The sequence below is a fragment of the Bacillus sp. AK25 genome (genome assembly GCF_048270685.1).
Taxonomy (GTDB): Bacteria; Bacillota; Bacilli; order Bacillales; family Bacillaceae; genus Bacillus; species Bacillus altitudinis.
Map to the genome: position 1 here is coordinate 2,247,245 of NZ_JBLUWC010000001.1, position 22,708 is coordinate 2,269,952.

22 protein-coding genes are annotated in these 22,708 nt (G+C 41.7%); 4 read left to right on the forward strand and 18 right to left on the reverse strand.

Going from position 1 to position 22,708, the window contains the following annotated elements:
• The first annotated feature begins 29 nt into the window (after positions 1–29).
• Positions 30–959, forward strand: a complete 930-nt coding sequence (locus ACNO7B_RS11685) for a Na/Pi symporter (protein WP_417901528.1) — start codon at positions 30–32, stop codon at positions 957–959.
• A gap of 40 nt (positions 960–999) precedes the next feature.
• On the opposite strand, the gene mtaB is transcribed toward ACNO7B_RS11685, so the two are convergent.
• The 12 genes from mtaB to gpr all read right to left on the reverse strand — a co-directional run bounded on the left by mtaB (position 1,000) and on the right by gpr (position 15,003).
• Entirely contained in the window at positions 1,000–2,358 is a 1,359-nt protein-coding gene (gene mtaB, locus ACNO7B_RS11690; RefSeq protein ID WP_017367626.1) for a tRNA (N(6)-L-threonylcarbamoyladenosine(37)-C(2))-methylthiotransferase MtaB, read from the reverse strand.
• Entirely contained in the window at positions 2,358–3,128 is a 771-nt protein-coding gene (locus tag ACNO7B_RS11695; protein ID WP_019743217.1) for a 16S rRNA (uracil(1498)-N(3))-methyltransferase, read from the reverse strand. The genes mtaB and ACNO7B_RS11695 overlap by 1 nt, the downstream gene beginning before the upstream one ends.
• A gap of 23 nt (positions 3,129–3,151) precedes the next feature.
• Positions 3,152–4,087 carry a 50S ribosomal protein L11 methyltransferase gene (gene prmA, locus ACNO7B_RS11700; protein ID WP_019743216.1) on the reverse strand — a complete coding sequence of 312 codons (936 nt, stop codon included), beginning with the start codon at positions 4,085–4,087 and terminating at the stop codon, positions 3,152–3,154.
• A gap of 22 nt (positions 4,088–4,109) precedes the next feature.
• Positions 4,110–5,243, reverse strand: coding sequence for a molecular chaperone DnaJ (gene dnaJ, locus ACNO7B_RS11705; protein WP_008342467.1), 1,134 nt, complete (start codon positions 5,241–5,243; stop codon positions 4,110–4,112).
• A gap of 165 nt (positions 5,244–5,408) precedes the next feature.
• Positions 5,409–7,250, reverse strand: a complete 1,842-nt coding sequence (gene dnaK / locus ACNO7B_RS11710; protein ID WP_007501326.1) for a molecular chaperone DnaK — start codon at positions 7,248–7,250, stop codon at positions 5,409–5,411.
• Between the two features lie 24 nt (positions 7,251–7,274).
• A complete protein-coding gene (gene grpE / locus ACNO7B_RS11715; RefSeq protein ID WP_008342471.1) occupies positions 7,275–7,832 on the reverse strand; it encodes a nucleotide exchange factor GrpE in 558 nt (185 codons plus the stop codon).
• Between the two features lie 63 nt (positions 7,833–7,895).
• Positions 7,896–8,927, reverse strand: coding sequence for a heat-inducible transcriptional repressor HrcA (gene hrcA / locus ACNO7B_RS11720; RefSeq protein WP_008342473.1), 1,032 nt, complete (start codon positions 8,925–8,927; stop codon positions 7,896–7,898).
• A gap of 81 nt (positions 8,928–9,008) precedes the next feature.
• The gene (hemW, locus tag ACNO7B_RS11725) at positions 9,009–10,148 is read right to left on the reverse strand and encodes a radical SAM family heme chaperone HemW (RefSeq protein WP_417901529.1); all 1,140 of its coding nucleotides are present in this window, start codon (positions 10,146–10,148) and stop codon (positions 9,009–9,011) included.
• Positions 10,149–10,262: 114 nt separating this feature from the next.
• Positions 10,263–12,101, reverse strand: a complete 1,839-nt coding sequence (lepA, locus tag ACNO7B_RS11730) for a translation elongation factor 4 (RefSeq protein ID WP_008342476.1) — start codon at positions 12,099–12,101, stop codon at positions 10,263–10,265.
• Between the two features lie 165 nt (positions 12,102–12,266).
• Positions 12,267–12,599: a YqxA family protein gene (locus tag ACNO7B_RS11735; protein ID WP_017358024.1), complete on the reverse strand. Its 333-nt coding sequence runs from the start codon at positions 12,597–12,599 to the stop codon at positions 12,267–12,269.
• Between the two features lie 13 nt (positions 12,600–12,612).
• On the reverse strand, positions 12,613–13,821 hold the full coding sequence (locus ACNO7B_RS11740; protein ID WP_410685104.1) for a stage II sporulation protein P: 1,209 nt from the start codon (positions 13,819–13,821) through the stop codon (positions 12,613–12,615).
• 66 nt (positions 13,822–13,887) lie between these two features.
• Positions 13,888–15,003 carry a GPR endopeptidase gene (gene gpr, locus ACNO7B_RS11745; protein ID WP_008342483.1) on the reverse strand — a complete coding sequence of 372 codons (1,116 nt, stop codon included), beginning with the start codon at positions 15,001–15,003 and terminating at the stop codon, positions 13,888–13,890.
• A 198-nt stretch (positions 15,004–15,201) separates the two neighbouring features.
• On the opposite strand from gpr, the gene rpsT reads away from it, so the two are divergent.
• A complete protein-coding gene (gene rpsT, locus ACNO7B_RS11750) occupies positions 15,202–15,468 on the forward strand; it encodes a 30S ribosomal protein S20 (protein ID WP_008342485.1) in 267 nt (88 codons plus the stop codon).
• Positions 15,469–15,602: 134 nt separating this feature from the next.
• Here rpsT and holA read toward each other — a convergent pair whose 3' ends face one another.
• Positions 15,603–16,622 carry a DNA polymerase III subunit delta gene (holA, locus tag ACNO7B_RS11755; protein WP_017358025.1) on the reverse strand — a complete coding sequence of 340 codons (1,020 nt, stop codon included), beginning with the start codon at positions 16,620–16,622 and terminating at the stop codon, positions 15,603–15,605.
• A 238-nt stretch (positions 16,623–16,860) separates the two neighbouring features.
• Here holA and ACNO7B_RS11760 point away from each other — a divergent pair, with 238 nt between their 5' ends.
• Positions 16,861–16,995, forward strand: coding sequence for a YqzM family protein (locus tag ACNO7B_RS11760; RefSeq protein WP_008342491.1), 135 nt, complete (start codon positions 16,861–16,863; stop codon positions 16,993–16,995).
• 39 nt (positions 16,996–17,034) lie between these two features.
• Here the strand turns inward: ACNO7B_RS11760 and ACNO7B_RS11765 are convergent, their stop codons facing one another.
• The 3 genes from ACNO7B_RS11765 to ACNO7B_RS11775 all read right to left on the reverse strand — a co-directional run bounded on the left by ACNO7B_RS11765 (position 17,035) and on the right by ACNO7B_RS11775 (position 20,619).
• A complete protein-coding gene (locus tag ACNO7B_RS11765) occupies positions 17,035–19,362 on the reverse strand; it encodes a DNA internalization-related competence protein ComEC/Rec2 (RefSeq protein ID WP_417901856.1) in 2,328 nt (775 codons plus the stop codon).
• Entirely contained in the window at positions 19,355–19,924 is a 570-nt protein-coding gene (locus ACNO7B_RS11770) for a ComE operon protein 2 (protein WP_008342495.1), read from the reverse strand. The genes ACNO7B_RS11765 and ACNO7B_RS11770 overlap by 8 nt, the downstream gene beginning before the upstream one ends.
• Before the next feature lie 65 nt (positions 19,925–19,989).
• Positions 19,990–20,619: a helix-hairpin-helix domain-containing protein gene (locus tag ACNO7B_RS11775; RefSeq protein ID WP_417901530.1), complete on the reverse strand. Its 630-nt coding sequence runs from the start codon at positions 20,617–20,619 to the stop codon at positions 19,990–19,992.
• 90 nt (positions 20,620–20,709) lie between these two features.
• Here ACNO7B_RS11775 and comER point away from each other — a divergent pair, with 90 nt between their 5' ends.
• The gene (gene comER, locus ACNO7B_RS11780) at positions 20,710–21,558 is read left to right on the forward strand and encodes a late competence protein ComER (protein WP_076822247.1); all 849 of its coding nucleotides are present in this window, start codon (positions 20,710–20,712) and stop codon (positions 21,556–21,558) included.
• Between the two features lie 48 nt (positions 21,559–21,606).
• On the opposite strand, the gene ACNO7B_RS11785 is transcribed toward comER, so the two are convergent.
• Together ACNO7B_RS11785 and rsfS are read right to left on the reverse strand one after the other, a co-directional pair.
• On the reverse strand, positions 21,607–22,350 hold the full coding sequence (locus ACNO7B_RS11785; RefSeq protein ID WP_417901531.1) for a class I SAM-dependent DNA methyltransferase: 744 nt from the start codon (positions 22,348–22,350) through the stop codon (positions 21,607–21,609).
• Complete coding sequence (rsfS, locus tag ACNO7B_RS11790) at positions 22,347–22,703, reverse strand: ribosome silencing factor (protein ID WP_008342502.1); 357 nt, start codon at positions 22,701–22,703, stop codon at positions 22,347–22,349. Before rsfS ends, ACNO7B_RS11785 begins: the two co-directional genes overlap by 4 nt.
• Between the last annotated feature and the right edge of the window lie 5 nt (positions 22,704–22,708).

Below are 22,708 nucleotides of genomic sequence, written 5' to 3' on the forward strand. Positions count from 1 at the left end.
ATATTCATTGGTAAGAGGAGGACTTTTCTATGATGGCGATCATTTATTTTTGTGCACTTATTTTCATTTTTTTATGGGCAATGGGTTTGCTTAGGAAAGGATTAATGGCGCTCACGTCGTCTCGTATTGAGAAATCTCTTCTTCTCTTTACAGATCATCCAGTCAAAGCATTCTTGGTCAGTATTGTGTTTACAGGGGTTCTTCAAAGCAGTTCGGCGTTTATGGTCATCGTTATCGGCTTTGTGAGTACAGGTATTCTCACGTTTAAAAAATCCATACCCATGATTCTTGGAACGAATATCGGCTCAACATTTACGACAGAATTTATTGCCATTAAGATGGACGTGTTTATGTGGGTTCTGATTGCAGCTGGTCTTTTATGTATCATTTTGGGCAGGAAGTCTTTTCGATATGCAGGAAAAAGTTTATTTGGGCTTGGCATGATCTTTTTTTGTATTCAAGGTTTTTCAAAAATTGCAGGTATGATGACCAGCCAGTCAGAGACACTGCGTTTCCTTGAAATGATGCAGCACTCCGATTGGACAGCTCTTCTCTCTGGTACAGTGCTCACGGCGATTGTTCATTCAAGTTCTGTATGTATCGGTATTTTGATGGGATTTATGAATGAAGGGACTGTCGCTCTAAAAGAAGGCATTAGCTTTGTTTTAGGGTCCAATATCGGAACATGTATTACTGCCGTGATGGCTGCTATCTCTGGCGGTTATGCAGCCCGCCAAACCGCGTATGCACACGTCGTGTTTAATGTTCTAGGTGTTCTTTTATGTTTTCCTTTTCTCACCTTTATCACAGAGTTTGTTGCACTTTTAGCAAGCTCTCCTGCCCAGCAGATTGCGCACTTTAGTCTGCTGTTTAATGTTGCAAGTTCTCTCCTCTTTTTCCCGTTCATCCGCCCTTTTCACGCCTTGATTTTGTTCCTTCTTCCGAATCGGTCAACATAAAAGAAACCGGCTTGCCTAATGGCTGCCGGTTTTTCATTCATTATGAGGTCATTCTCACTTGATCCGTCTGCACGTCATCACTTATACGGACGAATTGTCCTTCGTTATAAGGATAACCTGCTTTCGTAATCTTCACTTTTACCAATCGACCGATCATGTCCTCTGTTCCTTCAAATACGACCTTCATGTAGTTATCAGTATATCCTACATACAGATTGTGCGTTCCGTCTTGTTCTTTAAAGGATTCTTCTGGAATAATCTCTAAGACGTCGCCTTCATATGCCGATGCATATTCTTTCGCAAGCTGATCAGAAAGAGCAATGAGGCGGTGAACGCGTTCGTTTTTCACATTCTCATCTACTTGATCTTCCATTCTTGCAGCAGGCGTACCTGTCCGTTTGCTGTAAGGAAACACATGGAGCTCAGAGAATTGATGGTCTTTGACAAAATTGTATGTTTCCATAAATTCTTCTTCTGTTTCTCCTGGGAATCCAACGATCACATCTGAAGTGACAGCAAGACCTGGCAATGCTTTTTTGAGCTTCGTTAAACGCTCTGCAAAGAATTCCATTGTGTATTTACGGCGCATTCTTTTCAGTACAGTATTAGAGCCAGATTGAAGCGGAATGTGCAAGTGTCTCACAATTTTATCTGACTGATCGAGCACTTCAATCACTTCGTCTGTAATTTGACTTGCTTCAATGGATGAAATGCGGATTCGTTTTAATCCCGCCACACGTTCATCTAATTCTTTCAGAAGCTTAGCAAAGTTATAATCCTTTAAATCTTCACCGTATCCACCTGTATGAATACCTGTTAATACAATTTCTTTGTAGCCAGCATCGACAAGCTGCTGCGCTTGATTGATGACTTCTTCTGGATCTCGAGAACGCAGTAATCCGCGAGCCCAAGGGATAATGCAGAATGTACAGAAATTGTTACAGCCTTCTTGGATTTTTAATGAAGCACGTGTTCTGTCAGTAAACGCAGGAACATCTAGTTCTTCAAAGACCCGTGCTTTCATGATATTGCCAACTCCATTGATCGGCTGTCTTTCTCTTCTGTATTCTTCAATATAACCAAGCAGTTTATGTCTGTCTTGTGTGCCAACCACAATATCAACACCAGGAATCGCCATGATTTCTGCCGGAGACGTTTGTGCGTAACAGCCTGTTACACAAATGACACCATCCGGATTATGACGAATGGCTCTTCTAATGACTTGGCGGCTTTTTTTATCGCCTGTATTGGTGACGGTACATGTATTAATGACATATACGTCTGCTTTTGATTCATAATCTTTTCTTTCATAGCCAGCTTCTTTAAACAGTTGCCAGATGGCTTCTGTTTCGTAGTGATTGACCTTACAGCCAAGTGTATGGAACGCTACTGTTCCCATCATGATTCACCTCTTAATAACTCTGTTTGATAAGATATAGCAGAAAGCGCGTAAAGAGGAGCTGTTTCTGTTCTTAAAATGCGTGGTCCAAGCCCGCAAATGACTGCACCATGCGCTTCAAGTTCTTCAATTTCCTTTTCTGCTAAACCGCCTTCTGGACCAAAAACCACTAATAAGGTTTGTCCGCCCTTCATCTGTTGGAGCACCGTTTGAAACCGGCTTTGCTCGCCTTCTTTCGATGATTCTTCGTATGCAACGACACATTTATCGAATTCACCGGCCAGTTGAATCAGCTCTTTAAATGTTGATACTGGATGAACGCGCGGAATGATATTCCGGTAAGACTGCTCGGCAGCTTCTTTCGCAATTTTTTCCCAGCGATCTCGTTTTTTTAATGACTTTTTTTGGTCAAGTTTTGTAATCGAACGAGCCGCTTGAAACGGAATAAAAGCACTTGCGCCAAGCTCGGTGCCTTTTTGGATAATCCATTCAAGCTTATCCCCTTTTGGCAGACCGCTTGCAATCGTCACCTTGATCGGAAGTTCTCGATTCTGATTCGTCCAGCCTTCCAAGTGACAAATCACTTCTTCCTTTGTTATTGTATCAATTTTACTGAGCGCTTCAAAGCCGTCTGTCGTTAAGCAAAGGATGTCTTCTCCTGCTTTCATCCGCATGACGTTTGCAAGGTGATGAACATCTTCACCCTTTATGACGATGTTTCCCTTTTCCGTCACTTCTTCTTTTGTGAGGTCGATAAAATATCGTTGCATACGTGTCCTGACACCTACTCGCTTTATTTTTTCGCTATAATGCTGACCCAATCTTCCATTGACAGCACTTCAACAATCTCAAAACCGGCTTCTTCTAAAGCCGTTTTGACTTGTAATTTCTTTTGTCCGATAATGCCTGATGTAATAAAGTAACCGTCTTTCTTCAATAGATCATACGCTTGATCTGTAAAGCGCAAGATGACCTCTGCAAGGATGTTGGCCACAATCACATCGCGTTCACCTGAAATCCCATCAAGTAAATTGTTTTGTTTTACCGTTACTTGGTCGCTCACACCATTTAATTCGATGTTCTGCTTTGCACTTTCCACTGCAACGGTGTCGAGATCAAATGCATGAATGTCTTTCGCACCGAGCATTGCAGCGGCAACACTTAAAATGCCAGATCCTGTTCCAACGTCAATCACCGTGTCGTTTTCCTTCACATAGCGCTCAAGCGCCTGAATGCAAAGAACCGTTGTTGGATGTGTACCGGTTCCAAATGCCATTCCAGGGTCCATTTCGATGATCAATTCATCAGAATGAACGGGTGTGTACTCTTCCCATGTTGGGACGATGGTAAATTTCTCAGAGATTTTCACAGGATGATAGTATTTCTTCCATGCAGTCGCCCATTCTTCTTCGTTTACTTCACAAATTGACAGTGTATTTCGTCCAAGGTCAATATCGTATAGAAGAAGATTGTTGATGGCTTCTTTGATCTCATCTACCGTTTCCATCAAAAAGCTATTCATCGGAAGGTAGGCTTTGACGATAACCCCTTCCTCAGGATAATCATTCGGATCGAGCTGGTAGATCTCACCGTATACATTTTCACGTTCCTTGACTAAATCAAGCGGGTCCTCAATCACGACACCACTTGCACCTGCTTCATGCAAAATATTGGTGATCGGTTCCACCGCTTCATTTGTTGTATGGACGCTAATTTCTGACCACTTCAATACTACCAACTCCTTATCCGTCTTACTCGCCTTTAAATGCGCGTTTCACCTTATCGAAAAAGCTCATTTCTTGTTCGTCCGGTTTATTTCCGCTCACTTCAGCAAATTTTCTAATGATATCTTTTTGATTTTCAGTTAAATTCGTCGGTGTTACGACGCGTACAACGATATGCTGATCGCCTTGACCATAACCGCGTACATTTTTTACACCTTTTCCTTTGAGTCTAAACTTCGTACCCGTTTGTGTGCCTGCGGGAACTTTTAATTTGACTTTCCCATGTAATGTCGGCACTTCAATTTCATCACCTAGTGCAGCCTGCGCAAAGGTAAGCGGCATTTCGCAGTAGATGTCATCTCCATCTCGTTCGAAGAATTCATGCGCCCTCACATGGAAAACAACAAATAGATCGCCTGGAGGTCCTCCATTTACACCTGGTTCACCTTGACCAGATACTCTAAGCTGCTGACCATCGTCCACACCTGCTGGGATCGTCACATTGATTTTCTTACGCTTACGCACTTTACCAGATCCACCACATGTTGAACACTTATGTTCAATTTGTTTACCAGTTCCGCTACAATAGTTACATACTCTGCGGTTGACTACTTTACCAAATGGCGTGGATTGCTCAACATTTAGTTGACCTGATCCGCCGCAATGTGAGCATGTCTTCGCCTGTGTTCCAGGTTTAGCACCTGATCCATGACACGTTTCACATGATTCCTCGCGGGGAATCTCGATCGTTGCTTCTTTCCCAAATGCCGCTTCTTCAAATGAAAGGGTCATTGTATATTGAAGGTCCGCTCCTTGACGCGGTGCATTTGGATCTCTTCTTCTGGCTCCGCCGCCAAAAATACTAGAGAAGATGTCATCAAAGCCGCCGAAGCCGCCAAAGTCTCCTCCACCGCCAAATCCGCCGCCACCAAATCCTTGGTTTGGATCGGTGTGACCGAACTGGTCATAATGTGAACGTTTTTGATCGTCAGAAAGGGTTTCATAGGCTTCTTTTACTTCTTTGAATTTATCATCTGAGCCAGCTTCTTTATTAATATCAGGGTGATACTTTTTTGAAAGCTTGCGGTATGCCTTTTTGATTTCGTCCTTTGAGGCGCTCTTACTCACGCCAAGCACTTCATAGTAATCACGCTTACTCATCTCTTCACACTCCCGATTTTCTCACATAAATACGATTGTATCATTTTAAATTGATCTTTTTCAATTCCTTTTCATCGTTGAAAAGAAAAAAGTCAAAGCCAAGAGATCCTGACTTTGACTTTCTGACGAGTACGTTTCAGCAGTCTTTTTCAAAAGTAAAGGTGATTATTTTTTCTCTTGATCGTCGTTTACTTCTTCGTATTCTGCATCCACTACATTGTCATCTGCTTTTTGAGCACCTTCAGCGCCGCCTTCTTGCTGAGCTTGTGCTTGTTTTGCAGCTTCTTCGTAGAGCTTTGTCGTTAGTTCTTGAACGATTGTTTGTAGCTCATCTTTTTTCGCTTTGATGTCTTCAAGCTCGCCTTTTTCGATCGCAGCTTTTAGCGCATCTTTTGCATCATTCGCTTTTTTCACTTGCTCTTCATCGATTTTGCCTTCAAGATCTTTTAATGTTTTTTCTGTTGTAAAAACTAATTGATCTGCTTCATTGCGCACTTCGATTTCTTCTTTTTTCTTTGCATCTGCTTCAGCATTTTCTTCTGCTTCTTTGACCATTTTTTCGATCTCATCATCAGAAAGACCTGAAGAAGATTTGATTGTGATGTTTTGTTCTTTTCCAGTACCCATATCTTTCGCACGTACGTTGACAATACCGTTTTTATCGATATCAAAAGATACTTCGATTTGTGGTACGCCGCGTGGTGCTGGCGGGATATCAGTCAATTGGAAACGACCTAATGTTTTATTGTCTGCTGCCATTGGACGCTCACCTTGTAAGACGTGAATGTCTACAGCAGTTTGGTTGTCAGCAGCCGTTGAGAATACTTGAGATTTGCTTGTTGGAATTGTTGTATTACGTTCAATCAGCTTTGTGAATACGCCGCCCATTGTTTCAATTCCTAAAGAAAGTGGTGTGACGTCAAGAAGAACAACGTCTTTGACATCTCCTGTGATAACTCCACCTTGAATTGCCGCACCAAGTGCAACCACTTCATCAGGGTTTACGCCTTTATGAGGCTCTTTACCTGTTTCTTTTTTGATTGCTTCTTGTACTGCAGGAATACGAGTTGATCCACCAACAAGGATGACTTTATCAATCTCGCTAGCAGATAGACCAGCATCTTTCAGTGATTGACGTACAGGTGTCATTGTACGCTCTACAAGGTCTGCAGAAAGCTCTTCGAATTTAGCACGCGTTAGCGTTAATTCTAGGTGAAGAGGACCTGCATCTCCAGCTGTGATAAATGGCAGTGAGATTTGTGTAGAAGATACACCAGAAAGATCTTTTTTCGCTTTTTCAGCAGCATCTTTTAAACGCTGAAGCGCCATTTTATCTTTAGAAAGATCAATGCCGTTTTCTTTTTTGAACTCAGCCACTAGATGATCGATGATGACTTGGTCAAAATCGTCTCCACCTAGACGGTTGTCCCCAGCAGTTGAGCGTACTTCAAAGACGCCGTCTCCAAGCTCAAGGACTGATACGTCAAATGTACCGCCACCAAGGTCATATACAAGAATCGTTTGATCTTCATCTGTTTTATCTAAACCATAAGCAAGTGCAGCTGCTGTTGGTTCGTTGATGATACGTTCTACTTCAAGACCAGCAATTTTACCAGCATCTTTTGTTGCTTGGCGCTCTGCATCGTTGAAGTAAGCAGGAACTGTAATAACCGCTTTTGTTACTTCTTCGCCAAGATAAGCTTCAGCGTAAGATTTAAGGTGTTGAAGGATGATTGCAGAGATTTCCTGCGGCGTGTAGTTCTTGCCTTCAACTTCTACTTTATAATCTGTACCCATATGTCTTTTAACAGACATGATGGTGTTCGGGTTTGTAATTGATTGACGTTTCGCTACTTCACCTACTTGGCGCTCTCCATTTTTAAAAGCGACAACAGATGGTGTTGTACGTGCTCCTTCAGCGTTTGCAATAACTTTTGGCTCGCCGCCTTCGAGTACTGCAACACATGAGTTTGTTGTTCCTAAGTCAATACCAATGATTTTACTCATATTCGATGACCTCCCATTATGTAGTTATTGATTTACTTTTACCATTGATGGACGAATAACTCGGTCTTTGAGTTTATAGCCCTTTTGCAATTCTTCTACAACGATGTTTGAATCGTAGTTTTCATCTTCAACTTGCATGACGGCTTGATGAAGGTTTGGATCGAACTCTTTGCCGACAGCTTCAATTGGTTCAACGCCTTCATTTTTCAACGCTTCTACCAGCTGGCGGTAAACCATTTGCATACCTTCTAGCAAACTTTTCGTCTGCTCATTGTCTGGATCGATTCCAAGCGCTCTTTCAAAGTTGTCGAGAGCTGGGAGAAGGTCGCTGACAACATGTTGAGAACGATATTTTTGCACGGTCTCCACTTCAGTTCGAGCACGGCGTTTATAGTTTTCAAAATCTGCTTGAACACGCAGAATTTTGTTTTCTTTTTCATCTAGAAGCTGCTGCAATTCATCAATCTTCTCTTGGAAGGCAGACTGTTCATCGTGCTTTACTTCCTCAGTTTCTGCTTGAACTGCTTCTTCTTGTGCTTCAACCTCTGCTGCTTGCTCAGGTGTCTGTTTTTCTTCTGACATTGTGTTCACCTCCCTCAAAAGATTCAATTATACGAAGGGGCTGTGCCCCCACCTTTTATCACCCTACTCATCATACAAATTGGAAAGTGCGTTTGACAAGTCTTTTGATACATGATGCAAAAGACTAACGACTCGCCCGTAATCCATACGGGTTGGACCAATGACAGCGATGGAGCCGAGTGATTTTTGATCAATCGCATAAGTTGCTGTGATTAAACTGCAGTTCTCCATTGCTTCCAAATTGTTTTCTGAACCGATTTTAATGGTGATTCCTTGCTGATTTGGATGAAACAGCTGCATGACATCATTCTTTTGTTCAATCAGCATCATGAGTGAACGAATGCGGTCAATGTCATGAAACTCTGGCTGGTTCAACATATTAATCTTCCCGCCAAAGAAAAGTTTTGATTCATTTTGTGTTGAAGTGAATGTGTTACCAAGCGCATCTAAAATATGATCATAGTCTTTTAAATGCGTGCGAAGGAGCATCACTACTTCTTTATACATCCTGTCCTTCAGCTGATCCATCGGGACTCCGGCTAAGCGGCTGTTTAAAATATTCATCAGCTTCTCAATATCGGAGACATCAAGATGCTCAGAGAAGGTAATGGTTTTGTTTTCAACATGCCCGCTGTCTGTAATCATAATCGCTACTGCTTTATTAGGCTGGACGGGAACAAGCTGAATTTGCTTCAATCGATTTTCACTTAGCTTTGGACCAAGGACAATCGATGTGTAGTTTGTGAGATCTGATAAAATTTCCGCCGATTTTTGAACTGTTTTTTCCAGCTCAAAAATTTTCTCCTGAAATACTGACTGGATGAGCACAAGCTCTTTAGATGACAGTTTTCGCGGAGAGAGCAAATGATCTACATAATAACGATATCCTTTTTCGGAAGGAATTCTTCCTGATGAAGAATGGGTCTTTTCAATAAAACCGAGTTCCTCCAAATCAGCCATTTCGTTTCTAATCGTCGCAGAGCTGAATGTAATGTCTTCTTTTTTGGAAAGAGTCCTTGATCCAACTGGCTGCGCCGAACGAATAAAGTCATTAATAATGACTTGTAGAATCAAAAGCTGACGATTTGTTAACATCATCATCACCCCTGTTAGCACTCTCTTTCAACGAGTGCTAATTGTATAAACAAAATTACCAAACTCAAATTAAAATGTCAATTATAACTCACCGAGAAACGCTTGAAACACTTCATTTCCTAACAATTTTCCTTTTCTTGTTAAACGAATGCCAATCTCATCCTGTTCAATGAGACCTTTTTCTGCTATTTCTTCAAGAACGGCGGGAAAGAGTGCTTCTGGTGATGCTCCAAATTTCGCTTGAAAGTGAGCACTTTTCACGCCTTCAATTTTCCGCAAACCTAAGAACATTTCTTCTTCGATCTGTTCTGCTTTTGTCACCTGATGCGTTTCCTTATATGGAAACCCTGTTTGTTCAATGAGATCTAAGTAATGCTTCACTGGTCCAGCGTTCACATTGCGGACGCCATCTACATACCCGTGCGCTCCTGCGCCAAAACCAAAGTAATCTTCGTTGCTCCAATAGGTGAGGTTATGTTGGCTTTCAAAACCTGGTTTGGCGTAATTGCTAATTTCATATTGTTTGAGTCCGTGCCGCTCCATTTCATCCATGACGAGCTCATACATTTCAGCCTCACGTTCTTGCGGTGGTAAATGCAGTTTCCCTTTTTGCATCAAATTGTAAAAGACCGTCTTTGGCTCGACAATCAGCGAATAAACCGAATAATGTTCTGCACCTAATGAAAAAGCGGTCTCTAGTGAATGCATGACATGATGCTTCTCTTGATGAGGCAAACCAAACATCAGATCAAGACTAATGTTGTCAAACCCAACTGCTCTTGCTCGCTCGAAAGATGTGAGAACATCTTTCTTTTGATGAACCCGTCCGATTTTTTTGAGCAGGTCATCTTCAAATGTTTGAACACCAAAGCTCAGCCGATTAACACCTGCTGATTTTAAGACATTCAATTTCTCAAGCGATAGTTCGTCTGGGTTTGCTTCTACTGCAAACTCGATTAAGTTTTTGGTTGGTTTTAATACGCGGTGAATACTGTCCATAAGCTGATCTAACTGACTGGTTGTGAGTGATGTCGGGGTTCCCCCGCCAATAAAGATCGTCTTTAGTTCTTGCTCCCCTTTTTGATCGATCGTGTGCTGCATTTCTTTTTCAAGAGCGGCTAAGTATTCATCGACCGGCTGGGTTTTAATGAAAAATTTATTAAAATCACAATAGTGACAAATGTGCTCACAAAATGGAATGTGAATGTATGCTGCTTTCAATTATTGACACCTTCTTTACAGGTAAAGAGCCGCAGTTTATCGCTGCGGCCTCTTCGTTTGTTTTCGACTATAAACGTCAAGGCGAGCATTGTAAAGCAGGTTGCCTTGAGGATGTTATTTTTTCGGTGTGCTGTCGTCCATTTTCAGCACGGCCATAAATGCTTCTTGTGGGACTTCTACAGAACCCACTTGCTTCATGCGCTTTTTCCCTTCTTTTTGCTTCTCAAGAAGCTTTCTTTTCCGGGAAATATCTCCACCATAACACTTCGCTAGTACGTTCTTGCGCATTGCTTTAATGGTAGACCGAGCAACAATCTTTTGACCGATCGCTGCCTGAACTGGTACTTCAAAGTGCTGGCGCGGAATCAGTTCTTTCAGCTTTTCTACAATGATCTTTCCGCGTTCATACGCATAATCGCGGTGAACAATAAAGGAAAGCGCATCGATTTTTTCGCCATTGAGCATGATATCCATTTTCACTAGAGTGGATGGGCGATAGCCGATCAGCTCGTAATCAAAGGATGCATACCCTTTTGTATTGGACTTTAATTGATCAAAGAATTCGTATACGATCTCTGCCAGAGGAATTTCGTACACAATGCTCACGCGGTTTGCATCAAGATATTGCATATCAATGAAATTGCCGCGCTTTCCTTGGCAAAGCTCCATCACAGAACCAACATAATCATTTGGCACCATCATTGTTGCCTTCACGTATGGCTCTTCAATTCGCTCAATCTTTTGCGGATCAGGCAAATTGGATGGGTTATCTACAACGATTTTTTCTCCGTCTGTCATATACACATCGTAAATAACACTTGGCGCTGTCGTAATGAGGTCGATTTTAAATTCACGTTCAATCCGTTCTTGGATGATTTCCATATGAAGCATGCCAAGGAAGCCGCAGCGGAAACCGAAGCCTAGTGCTTGGGATGTCTCTGCCTCATATTGAAGTGAAGAATCATTTAATTCAAGCTTTTCTAACGCTTCACGCAAGTCGTTATATTTCGCTGTGTCAATTGGATAAAGGCCGCAGTACACCATTGGGTTCAGCTTTCTATATCCAGGCAGAGCTTCTTTCGCAGGGTTTACCGCACTTGTGATCGTATCCCCTACTCGTGTATCACCAACGTTTTTAATGGCAGCTGTTAAATAGCCAACATCTCCAACAGTGAGTTCGTCTGTTGGCATTGCTTTCGGTGTAAATACGCCGACTTCAAGCACTTCAAATTCTTTGCCTGTCGCCATCATCTTGATTTTTTGACCCGGTTTGACGGTTCCTTCGACAATTCGTATGTAAGCAATGACGCCACGATACGCATCGTAGAGAGAATCAAAAATGAGGGCTTGAAGTGGTGCTTCCGGATCTCCAGCTGGTGCCGGCACCTTTTCGACGATTTGTTCTAAAATATCCTCGATCCCGATGCCCGCCTTAGCAGAGGTAAGAACAGCTTCAGATGCATCCAACCCGATGACATCTTCAATTTCTTGTCTTACACGTTCAGGTTCTGCACTCGGCAGATCAATTTTGTTAATGATCGGCAGGATTTCTAAGTTGTTATCAAGAGCTAAATAAACGTTCGCTAGTGTCTGTGCTTCAATGCCTTGTGCTGCATCCACCACAAGAATTGCACCTTCACAGGCAGCTAGGCTTCGAGATACCTCATAGGTGAAGTCGACATGCCCTGGTGTATCAATCAGGTGCATAATATATTCTTCTCCATCCTTTGCCTGATATTTCAGCTGGACAGAGTTTAATTTGATCGTAATGCCGCGTTCACGCTCTAAGTCCATGGAATCAAGTAATTGTTCTTTCATTTCTCGTTGCGTAATCGCCGCTGTTTTTTCCAAAATACGGTCAGCCAATGTGGATTTCCCATGGTCAATATGGGCGATAATGGAGAAATTTCGAATTCTTGATTGCCGTTCTAATCGTTTTTCTTTATCTGTCACAATCTATCACTCCTACTATAAAACGCGGGTTGCGCTAGGTTAGATTATATCAATAGGGCTGTAAAGATTCAATCGAAATCAAGAAAAGCCGCTCATCGGTTAGCGGCTTTTGCGAAAAGGTGTGATATCTTATGAAATAACATCCAACATGATGCTTACAACAGTTTATTTACCATTCACCCAATCATAAAGTGTACGGGCTGCATGCGTCATACCATCTGATAATGCTTTTCCGGCCTTAGAGAAGGCATTAAAGCTCTCCATTTCTTCTAGCTGCTTTTGTTTTTCTGCTAAGTCCTTTTGTGTGACAGCTGTTCCGAGGATAGAAGCTTCTTTTTCTTGATCATCATTCGTTTGCACAGTGAAGGCCCCTTTTAATTGTGGATCATGATACCCTTTCATTTGCAGCATGCCATTATTGGCTTGCTGCATTCCTAAAAAGACACCGAATAGCAATACGAGCGATAAAATAATGGTTTTTCCGATAAATGAGCCCATGTCCTCCACCACCTTAAGACCGTTTTTTCTCATCCTTTGCTTTGCCGTCTACCTTTTCTGCGTCCCAGAAAATTTCACTGAACACATCAGCTGCTGCATTGGATGCGTTTTTCAGTTCTTCCATATTATTATCCACACCGCCAAATTCTAATAGGAGGGCTTTGTCAGATAAATCTTGATTATAGATTCCATTATCGCCAATTTCTCCTTTGGCAAACACACCGACACTAAGTCCTTTATATTTTTTCTCCATCAAATGGTGGAACTCTGTCGCCAGCTTTAAGTTTTTCTCATAGCTTTGATTTTTCTTCCCTACAACAAAAGCGATTCTCGCATATTTCTTGCCTTTGATTTCTACTGTCGTATCTTTCTTTCTTCTTGAATCCCGGTGAATATCGATTAAATAATCTAGATCATCATTTTTAGCTAGAGCTTCTTTTACAACCAATCTGGATTCATTATACGATTGTGGGTACTTCAACCCTTTTTTCAGCAGTCTTTTTTCAATTTCTGTTTTATCCACTGTGTTGCCGATTCCTTGCTGATCGAGCGCTTTACCAAACATCTCCCCGACAAGGGTGACGTTCACTTTTGAGTGGCGCGCATTGTTTGGGTTTGTTTCTCCTTTTAAAAATGGTAAATATGATTCCGTATTATGTGTGTGATAAATGTACACAGCTTTTCGTTTTCCTGTCGACTGGTCCGGCTCTTTTGAAGGCGTTTTCGGTTCATCTTCATCAAGCTTGTCCAGCTCAGCTAGATTTGCTTCTTTTTCATCTTTGATGACTTCACTTGGAGGCGGCGATTCCATTGGCATATTCGTATAGTCTGTACCTTCACCTGCTAGGATGATTTTTGTATCAAAATGTTCAAAGCCTGGCAGCTCTCTTCCTAGAAAACTGCGGGGGTCTTCTAAATTGATACTTGTGGCAAGTTTGAGTGACAGCCCGGAGAAATGAAATCCTTTTTGATCTTCAGGGACTGCTGAGGCAAAATATTGATTTTCCATCCCCATTAGAGTTGCAAAGAATGCCCCTGACAGCTCATCTGCCACACCATATAATGATGCTTGAGGCCTAAGCTCAGGTTTTAAAGACGTCAAAGCCCCTGACATGACAAACACAACCACCAGAGAGACAATAAACAAAAAAATACTTTTCACTACTTTTGTTCCATTAATCGCAACGACCAACTGTCGAGGACGGCGAGGTCTTTTTTTCATGATTTACTCCCTCCAGCACGCTTTCTAGTAATTACACTATGAGCGAGTTAGAGAAAGTAGAACTGTTTAATGATTATAAGAACCCATGTTGTCTTGAGAGATTTTTTGATGAAGTGCTGTATTTAACCCATTGGCGAGTACGTTCGCCATGTCATCAATGAATGTATCCACTTCCTTCGGTGTGACCATTAGATTTTGTCCAAGTGGTGCAAGTACCTCATGGATCAACTGTCTTTTTTCTTCTTCAGGAAGCGTTCCGACGATTCCTAAAAAGGATTGACGCGTTTCATCATCTGGCAAATCTTCTTCATTCAGCACTTTTTTCTTCCCAAATGTCAGACCCGCTGGTACTAAAGATCGGGAAGGTCTATCATCTTTCAGTTCTCTACCAAAATGCTTTAACACGTAATCAATCGTGTCACTTGCGATCGTGACCGCATCGACCACTGTCGGTACACCAATGGCAATGACTGGAATCCCCAAGGTCTCTTTGCTTAATTCTTTTCGTTTATTTCCGACACCCGATCCTGGATGTATACCTGTATCAGAAATTTGAATTGTCGTATTCACCCGTTCTACTGCACGTGCAGCTAGTGCATCGATGGCGATCACAAAATCTGGTTTAGATCGTTCAATGACACCTTGTATAATGTCACTTGTTTCTATACCAGTCAGTCCCATGACTCCAGGCGATAATGAAGACACTGGGCGATAGCCTTCCTGCACATTCTCAGGCTGTAATTCAAATAAGTGGCGTGTCACCAGCAAATTCTCAACTGTGAGCGGCCCTAAAGCATCAGGCGTGACATTCCAGTTTCCGAGTCCTACGACAAGACAGCTCGCATCTGCCTGAATGCCGTGATCTTTTAAAAACTGAGCAAAATGATGGGCAAAAACTTCAACCACTTTTTCTTGCATCTCAGAGTCTTTCTCCCGAATTCCTTGCGCCTCAAGCGTCAAGTATGTCCCTGCCTTTTTTCCGGTCAACTCTTCTCCTTCTGTCGTAATCTCCACAGTGCGGATGCGGATGCCGTGCTCTTCCTTCTCCTTCTCAACAATTCCTTGAATACCGTCCTTTTTGACCACATTCGGATCGTTCTCTTGTTCTAATATCTCTTTTGTTTCAACGGCCAAATCGGTCCGGATTTGATAAGCGCTTAAATCGAGTTTCTGTTTCTTCATGAAAAGACTCCTTCCATCAAGTAATTAACAGTAGTCTTTCCATCTCTTTCAAGAAACATTCGAGCGCTTCATCAATGAAAAATACTTTACATTTATATTGCATTCTAAAGGTGTGTTTGATAGAATACAATTTGTTCTATTGTGAAGATTTAACCTTAAGACAATTGTGTTTAGGTTGTATCTTAGGAGGTGAAACACATGCCAAATATTAAATCAGCGATCAAACGTACAAAAACGAATAACGAACGCCGTGCACACAACGCAACAATCAAGTCTGCGATGCGTACTGCGATTAAACAAGTTGAAGTTTCTGTAGCTAACAACGATGCTGAGCAAGCAAAAGCTGCTCTTTCTTCTGCTGCAAAACGCATTGACAAAGCCGTTAAAACTGGTCTTGTACACAAAAACGCAGCTGCGCGTTACAAATCAAGACTTGCGAAACAAGTAAACGGACTTTCTGCATAATGTTTGCAACGCCTCAGTGATGAGGCACCTGTTTAACTGTACGTCCGTCCTGAACGGCTCAGCCATAAGGACAGACTGGCAATTATACATCTAAACAAAAACGACCCTCTTTTGAGAAGGTCGTTTTTTTATGTTCAAGCCCCTAATAACCGAAGCAGGAACAATTCTAATAATAGCTGCTTGTCCTTTTTACCCGTTTTCATTTCATAATCAATCGTGGAGAGCTCTTTGACGATGTACTTCAGCTCTTCTTCTGAAAACAGTCTTGCCTGATCCATCGCGAGTTTGACCCGAAAAGGGTGGACTTTCAGGTTTGACGCAATTTGTTTTTGCCCGTATCCCTGCTGAGCAAAGTACTTTGTCTGCAATATCAACCGAAATTGATTTGAAATGAGTGCCAATATTTTAATGGGTTCCTCATTTTGCTTTAGGAGATCATAAAACATTTGCATCGCTTCAGACCGGCGCCTGTTCACGATTTGGTTAATCAGTTCGAAAATATTCTGCTCCAAACTTCGTGCAACGAGCTGATTGACATCCGCCAGCTCAATTTCCTCTCGCTGCCCAATATATGTACTTAGCTTTCGAACCTCTTGAAAAAGTGAGGACAGGCTCCCGCCACATAACATGACAAGCTGTTCTGCCGCTTCAGCAGAGATTGTTTTTCCTTCTGTTTTCACCAGCGTAATGGTGAAATCTGTTGTTTCTTTCGGATTTAACTCTTTCGCCTCAACTACAGCCGCTTTCTTTTTTAACAATTTGGTGATTTTCTTACGTTCGTCCAGTTTCTCATATGGCGCTAATAACACGAGAATCGTATAGGGTGCTGGCTTTTCTAAATAAGCTTCTAACACAGAAAGCTGATGCTCGATCTTTTCTTTTTTCTTTTCTGCAGTGAGGAAATAAGGGTTTTTGATCACAACGAGACGCCGCTCTCCCATAAACGGAAATGTTTCTGCGTCCGTCACAGCCTGCTCAAGCGGCACCTCTTCCATATCGAAGACAGAGTAATTAAAATCCTTTGTTTCTTCGTCGACGACAGCTTGTCTCAATTTTGCAGCTGTCTCTTGAAGTAAATACGTTTCTTTTCCATATAAGCAATAAACGGGATGGATATCCCCTTTTTTTAAATTGTTCCATACCTCAAAGACCATTCGCTTAAATCCCTCTCTTTCACTTCCTCCTCTATCCTAAAGTGTGTAGAGACATTAGTAAAGAGGAAGCTGAAAGTGCCGCCTCCTCATTTATAGTAAACGTCTCACGTAAGCTCCCGGGTCAGCTTACAGTCAGACGATATTCACAAAATGATCATGAAAATGGAAAACGGTTACTTTACCTTCTAGCAATTCCAAATGAGTTCAAGTATACTAAAAATAGCCAGGAGGGATGAAAATGAATGAATTTGAAAAGAATGTTCAAAGCAAGCGGAATGATGTGACCGACTCAGCTGTTGGTTTTATCGTCACATTCGGATTTTTCGCCTCAATGTTTATTTTGGCAACAGTGATACACCTCGTTGGATCTTAACTACATGAATGCAAGATGACTGCCGTTTTGGCAGTTTTTTTATTGATTTTGTAAGATATCATATGGAGGATGAGCGTAAAATGTTCCATCCTCTTCAAGAAATTCATAGGTCACACTTCCATCAATATCTGTACGATACACCTTTGTTTGATGATCATTTAATTTTTTCAAAACTTCTTGATGAGGATGGTGATACCGATTTCGTTCACCTACTGAAATCAGTGCATATGACGGGTTCAAATGCTGAAGCCATTCTTCACTTGTTGATCCTTTACTCCCGTGATGCCCAACCTTCAAGACATCCGCTCGTAGCTTGGGGTAAGCTTGAATGATGTCTCGTTCCCCTTCTTGTTCAAGATCCCCAGTCAGCATAAAACGCTTGCCGCCAAGCGTAAAGGTGAGGACCAGTGAATCATTATTTTTACTCGTCACCTGGTCACGTGCGGGATGCAGAACGTCAAATTTTTGTCCTCCAATTCTCAGCTGATCCCCTCTTTCCAACTCATCTACAGGAATCCTTTGATCAGCCGCTTCCTTTAAAAGCTGCGCATCCTCTGGATTTCGAGCAAAGCCTTTTGGGATTGCAAGGCGTTTGACTTTATTACGCTTTATTAATCGTATCGCTTCTCCCATATGATCTTGATCTGCATGGGTAAGGATGAGGACATCAAGTTTTGCTATGCCTTTAGAATGCAGAAATGGAATAAGGGTTTGATCCCCAATTGTAGATACTTTACGTCTTTTTTTCCATGGCTCTTCTTCAAAAGAAAGTCTGCCTCCTGTATCGACTAATATATGCCCGATTCGATAAGGTAACTGAATAAACAAACTATCCCCTTGTCCTACATCTAACATCGTGACCTCTCCTTTTTGAAGAAAATTCGGCGTGAAATAGTGTACAGCCAGCACACAAACGAGAATCAAAATCGGCACAAGATAAGATTTGATAGAAGTTTTACATTCCATCACAATGAATAGAAAAACAATGGAGGAAACCTCTAGGAGCACATGCCACCATGTCGATTTCATAAAAATGAGAGTAAGACCATCGTAAGCAGCCATGTGTGCTGACAATTGATGACTAAACTGGATCACCCAATCAAGCAGCTGAAACAGTGTTTGTCCAAGCGGAAGATAAATGATAGATAAAAGAAAAAAGAATAAGGACAGAGGCATGACAACCATTGTATAAAAAGGAACAAACATCATATTTAAAGGAACACTCAGCAAGGAAAATTGTTGAAAATAATATAAAAGAACAGGAAGCGAAGCAAGCTGTGCAATCAAGGAAATGAGGAATAACTGCATCACCGAACTTTTTGCTTTTGATAAAATACTAGTGGATAGCAAAATAAATAAGGTCACCACAAATGACAGCTGAAAACCGACATCAAATATATAAAGTGGTTGAATGGCTAATAAAAGCAAGAACGCTGCACTTAACACGACCGCAGAAGGCTGTTTCATTTCTTTTGGCAGGCTTGTGATGACTAAATAAATTCCAGCCATGAGACAGGCTCTTAACACAGACGGTGCAGCACCTGTTAAACAAGCATAAACCGGCAAAAAGGATAATAAAAGAATACGCGCTGTCTCTCTTGTCACGCCAGCGCGGAGTAGACACCAAAATAGACAAGCGAGCAATGTTTGAACATGAAGTCCTGAAATGGCTAATAAATGAATGATGCCAAGCATTTGATAATCTCTTAATGTATCAGGGTCTATTAAATCACGATCGCCAAAAATAAGTGCCTGCACAATCCCAATAGAATTCTTCGGAACGTGATCTTCTAGAAATTTCAACCCCTTCTGCCTAATAGATGAAAGGTCATGTGAAGGGCTGTCATGTTTCGTGCAGCTTTTCATAGACTGCGTTAAGAAAATAGCATCAATTCCTTTTGTTTTTAGAAATTGAGCATATTGAAAGCCATTCGGTATGGTTGCATGTTTAGGCAACCGCATCTCACCTGTCATATGACAGCTCATACCTGGCCCAACATCTTTTAGCGCTTCTTTTTCACGCTCTGTTTGAATCGTATAAAATGCCGCTAGTCGACGATTCTCTGATGAAACAGTCGCTGAAAAGCGATTGCCATCTATTTTCGGAATCGTTTCAATCACAACCGAATGAGAGAATGATTTTTCTTGTACGGGATGATCCGTTTCAAAAGACTGATGCACCATAAAAATGAGTATATAGATCGTTCCACACAAACTGACCATTAGAAAGAGCTGGGGTGTTTTTTTCAGCAGACTGAAAAGAAGACATACAAGAAGAAAAAGGAGAAAATACAGATGAAGATGATATGCGGCCAGAGCAATTCCAGCAGCTGCTGAAATCGCCCCGAACGGCAAATACTTAAACATAGGAAGTAAATAATTGATTCGCCTTTTCATGCATTTGACGAATTTCTGTTTCGCTACGTCCCGATTCACTTAGTTTGCCTATTAAATCCGCAACAAAGGCTAATTTTTCTTGGTTTTTTAAGTCAATAATCATCTCATCTAGTTCGACCTGTTCTGTTTGAACTCCGGCCTGTTCAAATAAATCAACAGCATATGGATGATTTTTATAATCCTTCGCATAATACACTGTTCGAATACCTGCTTGAATAATCGCTTTACAGCACTGCAAGCAAGGAAAATGCGTCACATATATTTCAGCATCAGCTGTTGGTGCACCAAATTTGGCACATTGTAAAATAGCGTTCATCTCCGCATGGATTGTACGAACGCAGTGATGATCTATCACATAGCATCCTACATCTGCACAATGCACGTCACCGGCAATGGATCCATTATATCCACCTGCGATGATGCGCTTGTCTCTTACGATCGTTGCCCCAACAGCTAGCCGCTCACAGGTGCTTCGCAAGGCAAGCAAATGGCTTTGAGCCATAAAATATTGATTCCATGAAATTCTCTCCACGAGCTGATCCCTCCAGAATGATGTATGTTATTAAGTGTACATGCCTTTCTTCTATACCGTCAATTCTACTTGACCGTCAGTTGATTTTTCAGCCGTTCAATGGTCTTCTCTCCAAAACCCGAAATATTCCGCAAATCTTCAATTTGCTGAAATTCTCCATGTTCTTCTCTATACGCAATGATGGCTTCCGCTTTGGCTGGGCCTATTCCGTTAATGGTCTGCAATTCCGCTGCATCAGCTTGATTGACATTCACCCCTTGACTCTGTTCATTTCCCGGCGGCGTATCAGCCGCTGCTGTTTGTCCTTGCTTGTCAGCCTCTCCCTTCTTTCGTACATAAATCATCATACTGTCCTCTAATTTTGCTGCTTGATTGATGTCAACTGTATCTGCCTTACTCGTAAAACCACCTGCTCTTTTAATCGCTTCTTCAACTCTGTCCTCAGCCATCAATGCATAAACGCCCGGCTTCCGTACAGCTCCTTTGACCTCTACTACGATGGATGTTGGCTCTTTTTCTGCACTCTCTTGTTTTTCTTCTAATGTGACCCGCGTTTCATGTTGTTCTTTCAATACACTTGGCTCGGCGCCGCCTTTCTCTTTTCCTACTAAAAAGCAGAAACAGATGATGAGGAGGATGATGATTCCCGCTATCAGATAGAGACTGTATTTTTTCAACGAAATGAGCTGCTTCACTTGTTCACGCTTCTTTCAATCATATTTTCACGCTGCTTCACATACTGTTTAGAAGATAACAGATCCTATGCGTCTAAGGAGGGAGAACGTTTGAATATAGGGTTAATCGGTACAGGAAACATGGGTACCATACTTACTGAGGCATTTATTGAATCAAAAGCAGTCAATCCCTCATCCATCACCATTACAAATCGGACCATCGAAAAAGCGTTCAATATAAAAAAGAATCACCCAGAGGTCGAAGTGACGAAACAGCTTTCAGGAGCTGTAACGGATAAAGATTTCATCTTTGTTTGTGTCAAACCACTTGATATTTATCCGCTTTTAAAAGAGCTGAGCCCACTTTTAAAAGAACAGCAAACCATTGTCATCATTACAAGTCCGGTTCATCCTGAACAGCTTCAAGACATTGTTCCTTGTCAAACAGCCAGACTGATCCCAAGCATCACCAACCGCGCGTTATCAGGCGCATCACTTTTAACATTTGGTTCATCATGCAATGTCACGACAAAAGCAGCGCTCAGACAACTCGCTTCCCGCATTTCAACACCAATCGAAATTCATCATTCAATCACACGGGCAGCCTCAGATATTGTCAGCTGCGGTCCTGCCTTTATTAGCTTTCTTGTTCAGAAAATGATCGAAGCCGCTGTTGAAGAAACGGATATTTCAAAAGAAGAAGCCACTACCTTATCAGAAGATATGCTTGTAGGACTTGGCCGTTTGATTGAAAAAAGGGTGTATACCCTGCCTACACTGCAAGAGAAGGTGTGTGTAAAAGGCGGCGTCACCGGCGAGGGCATTAAAGCACTTGAAGCAGGTGTTCAAGATATGTTCCATCAGCTTTTCCAGAACACTCATGACAAGTTCGATGAGGATATAGAAGCGGTTGCGCATCAATACCCACCGAGTGTGTTTACTGATGATCTCAGAAATTAAACATCTTCGCAACAAGCGAAAAAAGGGTTTTAAAAAACCATCGTTCCATTAAACGATGGTTTTTGGTTTCTTCGCTGAAATAAAATATCTTTCTGCACATTCTTGAGGTGCTTCATTTGTAAAATCAGCGGTCACTTCAATCTGTTCAAAGCCAGCGGACTCAAGGAACGCTGCATATGTCTCAAAAGGAAATGTACGCTGTTCGTGCGTTTCATCATAACGCTCATACACGTCTCCGTCTTTTACAAAAAAGCTTAAATCATGAATGACTGAAAATGGATGATCTCCTTTATCACTCTGCCAAATATAGCTGATTTCTTCATCTTGATCGGCATAAGTAGAGCCAGGAAATACCTCTTCCATTTTAAAAGGGGTATGAACATCAAACAATAAAACCCCACCTGTCTCTAAAAGCTGAAACATGTTTTTAAAGGTTTTTTTGACGTCATTTTCGTTTTTTAGATAATTCAAAGAATCACAGCAAATAACCGCTGCTTGAAAAGTTTGTTCAAACCCCTCAAGCTCTCTCATATCTTGATGTAAAAATTGAATAGACTGCTTATGAGCCTGTGCTTTTTGCTGCGCAAATGCCAGCATCTCTTCACTTAGGTCAATTCCTGTGACCATGTGGCCTTTTGCAGCTAAACGAAGAGATATCTCTCCAGTTCCACAACCTACATCGATAATCGCACTATTTGGCTTTATATACCGCTGTATCCACTGAACCCATTCATCATAAGGGGCATGTGTCATGAGCTCATCATACACACATGCAAACCCTTGATAAATCATGAGTTAATGCCAAGCGAAAGCGTTTCTCTCGGCGCATCTCCCCAAAGCTTCTCTAAGTTATAGTATCCTCTTTCCTCTTTGTGGAACACATGAGCAATGACATCTCCTAAATCAATCAAGACCCATCTTGCTTCGTCAAAGCCCTCCATCTTTTTAACTTCGATGCCGCCTTCTTCTGCAAGGTGTTTCACTTCTCTTGCAATGGCCTGTACTTGTTTGTCAGAATTCCCGTGACAAATGAGAAAATAATCTGCAACAAGTGAGATCCCTTGCATATTCAGGGCAATAATGTCCTCTGCCCGTTTATCATCGCACGCTCCAGCTGCGATGTTTAAAATTGATGATGCATCCATCAAAA

Bases quoted from the DNA above. Each gene is read 5' to 3' on its own strand.
- ACNO7B_RS11785 (WP_417901531.1), bottom strand. From the start codon at position 22,350: ATGATTTATCAAGGGTTTGCATGTGTGTATGATGAGCTCATGACACAT.
- ACNO7B_RS11685 (WP_417901528.1), top strand. From the start codon at position 30: ATGATGGCGATCATTTATTTTTGTGCACTTATTTTCATTTTTTTATGG.
- grpE (WP_008342471.1), bottom strand. From the start codon at position 7,832: ATGTCAGAAGAAAAACAGACACCTGAGCAAGCAGCAGAGGTTGAAGCA.
- ACNO7B_RS11695 (WP_019743217.1), bottom strand. From the start codon at position 3,128: ATGCAACGATATTTTATCGACCTCACAAAAGAAGAAGTGACGGAAAAG.
- ACNO7B_RS11760 (WP_008342491.1), top strand. From the start codon at position 16,861: ATGAATGAATTTGAAAAGAATGTTCAAAGCAAGCGGAATGATGTGACC.
- rpsT (WP_008342485.1), top strand. From the start codon at position 15,202: ATGCCAAATATTAAATCAGCGATCAAACGTACAAAAACGAATAACGAA.
- ACNO7B_RS11765 (WP_417901856.1), bottom strand. From the start codon at position 19,362: ATGTTTAAGTATTTGCCGTTCGGGGCGATTTCAGCAGCTGCTGGAATT.
- hrcA (WP_008342473.1), bottom strand. From the start codon at position 8,927: ATGTTAACAAATCGTCAGCTTTTGATTCTACAAGTCATTATTAATGAC.
- gpr (WP_008342483.1), bottom strand. From the start codon at position 15,003: ATGAAGAAACAGAAACTCGATTTAAGCGCTTATCAAATCCGGACCGAT.
- dnaK (WP_007501326.1), bottom strand. From the start codon at position 7,250: ATGAGTAAAATCATTGGTATTGACTTAGGAACAACAAACTCATGTGTT.
- ACNO7B_RS11740 (WP_410685104.1), bottom strand. From the start codon at position 13,821: ATGAAAAAAAGACCTCGCCGTCCTCGACAGTTGGTCGTTGCGATTAAT.
- dnaJ (WP_008342467.1), bottom strand. From the start codon at position 5,243: ATGAGTAAGCGTGATTACTATGAAGTGCTTGGCGTGAGTAAGAGCGCC.
- rsfS (WP_008342502.1), bottom strand. From the start codon at position 22,703: ATGGATGCATCATCAATTTTAAACATCGCAGCTGGAGCGTGCGATGAT.
- mtaB (WP_017367626.1), bottom strand. From the start codon at position 2,358: ATGGGAACAGTAGCGTTCCATACACTTGGCTGTAAGGTCAATCACTAC.
- ACNO7B_RS11735 (WP_017358024.1), bottom strand. From the start codon at position 12,599: ATGGGCTCATTTATCGGAAAAACCATTATTTTATCGCTCGTATTGCTA.
- holA (WP_017358025.1), bottom strand. From the start codon at position 16,622: ATGGTCTTTGAGGTATGGAACAATTTAAAAAAAGGGGATATCCATCCC.